This is a genomic window from Pseudomonas sp. IT-P44 (assembly GCF_949768225.1).
In the GTDB taxonomy this organism is placed as follows: Bacteria; Pseudomonadota; Gammaproteobacteria; order Pseudomonadales; family Pseudomonadaceae; genus Aquipseudomonas; species Aquipseudomonas migulae.
In genome coordinates this window covers 1-2936 of sequence record NZ_CATKQM010000074.1, presented here as the reverse complement: position 1 = coordinate 2936, position 2936 = coordinate 1, and the positions used below count along the sequence as shown (strand labels likewise).

General features: G+C 58.0%; 3 protein-coding genes. 2 read left to right on the top strand and 1 reads right to left on the bottom strand.

The window, feature by feature from the left end; genetic code table 11:
- The first annotated feature begins 656 nt into the window (after nt 1–656).
- Entirely contained in the window at nt 657–1499 is an 843-nt protein-coding gene (locus ACM6IO_RS26690; protein WP_414912538.1) for an AraC family transcriptional regulator, read from the top strand.
- Between the two features lie 60 nt (nt 1500–1559).
- On the opposite strand, the gene ACM6IO_RS26685 is transcribed toward ACM6IO_RS26690, so the two are convergent.
- Nucleotides 1560–2069 carry a YkgB family protein gene (locus ACM6IO_RS26685; protein WP_223434963.1) on the bottom strand — a complete coding sequence of 170 codons (510 nt, stop codon included), beginning with the start codon at nt 2067–2069 and terminating at the stop codon, nt 1560–1562.
- A gap of 283 nt (nt 2070–2352) precedes the next feature.
- Between ACM6IO_RS26685 and ACM6IO_RS26680 the strand changes: the two genes are divergently transcribed.
- A complete protein-coding gene (locus tag ACM6IO_RS26680) occupies nt 2353–2808 on the top strand; it encodes a hypothetical protein (RefSeq protein ID WP_414912537.1) in 456 nt (151 codons plus the stop codon).
- Nucleotides 2809–2936: the final 128 nt, after the last annotated feature.

The window sequence follows — 2936 nt, the reverse complement described above, 5'->3', positions numbered from 1 at the left end:
GAAGCAAAAGCAAACGCGATTCCCTGTAGGAGCGAGGCTTGCCCGCGAAAAACGACCGGACAACGCGTTTATTCAGACAGCCCGCGTTATCGTTGACGTCCATCGCCAGCAAGCTGGCTCCTACAGGGTAAATGCAGATGTGTCTGGATAAATACGATCAACCGTAGGAGCCGGCTTGCTGGCGATAGCGTCCGTCCAGTCAATAAATGCGCCGACTGACCCACCGCCATCGCCAGCAAGCCGGCTCCTACAGGGGATCGGTGTACATATCCGGAATGAGTGACCGCAGCAGTGAAGGCGAGCGCGTACGGTTATAGAGACAGGTCGGCTGGCAGGCCGCCTCGCTTTGGCTTTTGCTTGGCTTTTGATCTTGATCTGCCCCGTCGGAAGGCCGAGTGGAGGTTCTGCGCAGTGGGCAACCCGGCATGGAGGCCGGGTTAGCCGCCCCCGGCCAGGGATGGCCGATGGCGGCGGGCCCACGGAGCAGGACCGGAGCGAGGGCATGGCGAGCCTTGGCGAGCCACCGTACGTCAGGGGCGCGGGCGCTTGGTTACTTGGCGCTTCTCCAAGTGACCCGCCGTAAGGGCGGAACCAATAGCCGCCATTACCGCAGCAACGGATATACACCCAGTCAAAACCACTCCAAGAGAATACCCATGGATCGCCTGTCTACGTTGTTTTCGCAGTTCGGCGTACGCGCACACCTGTTTTACAACGGCAGGCTGTGCGGTATGGCGGCGTACGATGGCGCCGACCAGCGTGGTCATATTCACCTGCTGCAGGCCGGTACCATCACTTTGCGGGGCGGCGAGCGCAAGGACGTGCTCCTGACGCAACCCAGTCTGATTTTTCTGCCACGCCCAAGCCGGCATCAACTGTTCGCCGGTGAGCCCGATGGCGCTCAACTCTTGTGCGCGTCGATGGAGTTTGAGGGCGGGGTCGATAACCCGTTGTCTGCTTCGTTACCCGATTGCCTGGTGCTGCCCCTGGAAGAGTTACCGCAGCTGGCCGATACGCTGCGATGGATGTTCGTTGAGGCGGCAGCCGGACATTGCGGCAGGGAAGCGGCGCTGGATCGCTTGTTCGAATTACTGATCATCCTGCTGTTTCGACATCTGCTCGATCATCACCAACTGCGTACCGGCATGATCGCCGGGCTCGCGGATTCGCGACTGGCGCGCTCGCTGGTGCAAATGCACAACGCACCTCACCGTGCCTGGTCGGTGGCGGAACTGGCGAGCGAGTCGAACATGTCGCGTGCGGCCTATGCTGTGCACTTCCGGGCCGTTATAGGGCAGACACCGGCGGACTATCTGTTGAGCTGGCGTATCAGCCTGGCGCAGAAGCGTTTGCGTGAAGGGCGGCCGATTACGCTGATCGCCGCGGAAGTCGGTTATGAAAGTCCTTCGGCACTTGCTCGCGCGTTTCGTCGCAAGACGGGCTACAGCCCTCGGGACTGGCTGAAAGATTTGGCGGGAGAGGGGGATGGACTTTCTTGATGGGGCATGGCCTGAAAACATCGAATTGCTTCAGGCCATCCCAAGAGAAGGAGCATCGATTCAGCGGTTTTCCAGCGCGGTTAATGAATGGCCGGCCACGAAGATGGACGCGGCAAGCAAACCGATGTCTTTCAGGAGAAACTGGCCCGGTGCAACCGAAATGGCCGGGAAACCGAGGCTGGGTTCGATCACTCCTGGTGTCGACAACATAAAGCTCAACGTCGTGAAAAACAGCCCGGCTGACAACGCGCCACCGATCAATGAAAGCTTGGGTGACAGCAGTCGACCTGCAATAAGAGCACCGATCGAGACTTCCAGGACGCCGAGTAAACTGGAGAAGGTATCGACGCTGAAAATGTTGTAGACCCAACCCAGGAAAGGGCTGTTGCTCACCAGCGGAACCAGGCCTTGCGCTTCGTAGTGAGTGAATTTCATGCCACCGAACCAGAAGTAGATCACGGCGAGGGCAAAGTACGCTCCGTAAGTTCCAATCGCTGTGGTTTTGCTCCCGAGCGATGATTGTCCAGAGGCGGCATTGGTTTTGTAGTTCTCGATGCTTAAGGTTTTCATGAGTCAGGCTTCCAATAGTGGGGTGGCGATACCTTTCACACCCCAACGCGGTGTGCGTTGGGAGTGGAGACAGTGTTGCCTTTGATGCCGCGCTATTGGGTTCTGAACGTATTGAGTCCGATGCAGATCGTCTTGACTCATTGTTGGTGCTGAATGAGAAGGGCCTCGACGCTCATCCTCTCGCGGTGGAGGCCGGGCTTGTTTTACCATTCGGGCCCACCTGCTCAAGTGGCACGCGACCCGATGGTTGCGCGCCGTATTCAAATGGAAGGATCCCCGCGTCATGTCCTATTCGTTGTTTCGCAAGCTCGCCCTGTCCAGCCTTCTCGTGCTCGCCGGTTGCGCTGCATCAACCCCGAATGCTCCGATTCTCGTCAAGTCCAAGGCCATTGAAGCTTTCACCGACATTTGCCTGAAGACTGCGCCATCGTTCGCTGGTTCGGCCGAAGCCGCCAAGCGTTACGGTATCGACGATCTGCAGGATATGGGCTTTACCCGTATCGGCTTCACGGCTGACAAAAACCTTGCGGTGCAGTTGTCTGCGAAAGAGTGCGTGGTCACGACTCCGAGCCAGTCCGACAACAGCCTGACCCGGCAATTGCTGAGCGCTGTGCAGCCATATTCGCAGACAGCGGTGGCGGATCGTGTGCCGTCGAAGGTTAGCCTGCAGGGCGCAAACTTCATTCTTCAGCATGACCGTAATGGTGGTGAGGCTTACGTGCTGTTGCGCAATAACTGAGCTGCGGTTTTTTAGCCTGCGGCGGATTTGGGAATGGTGTACATATCCGTTGCTGCGGTAACGGCCGCTTATGGTTTCGCTTTTACAGCGAGTCACTTTGGAAAAGCCCCAAAGTAACCAAAGGGCTC

Coding starts and splice junctions, on each gene's coding strand:
- ACM6IO_RS26690 (WP_414912538.1), top strand. CDS start 657: ATGGATCGCCTGTCTACGTTGTTTTCGCAGTTCGGCGTACGCGCACAC.
- ACM6IO_RS26680 (WP_414912537.1), top strand. CDS start 2,353: ATGTCCTATTCGTTGTTTCGCAAGCTCGCCCTGTCCAGCCTTCTCGTG.
- ACM6IO_RS26685 (WP_223434963.1), bottom strand. CDS start 2,069: ATGAAAACCTTAAGCATCGAGAACTACAAAACCAATGCCGCCTCTGGA.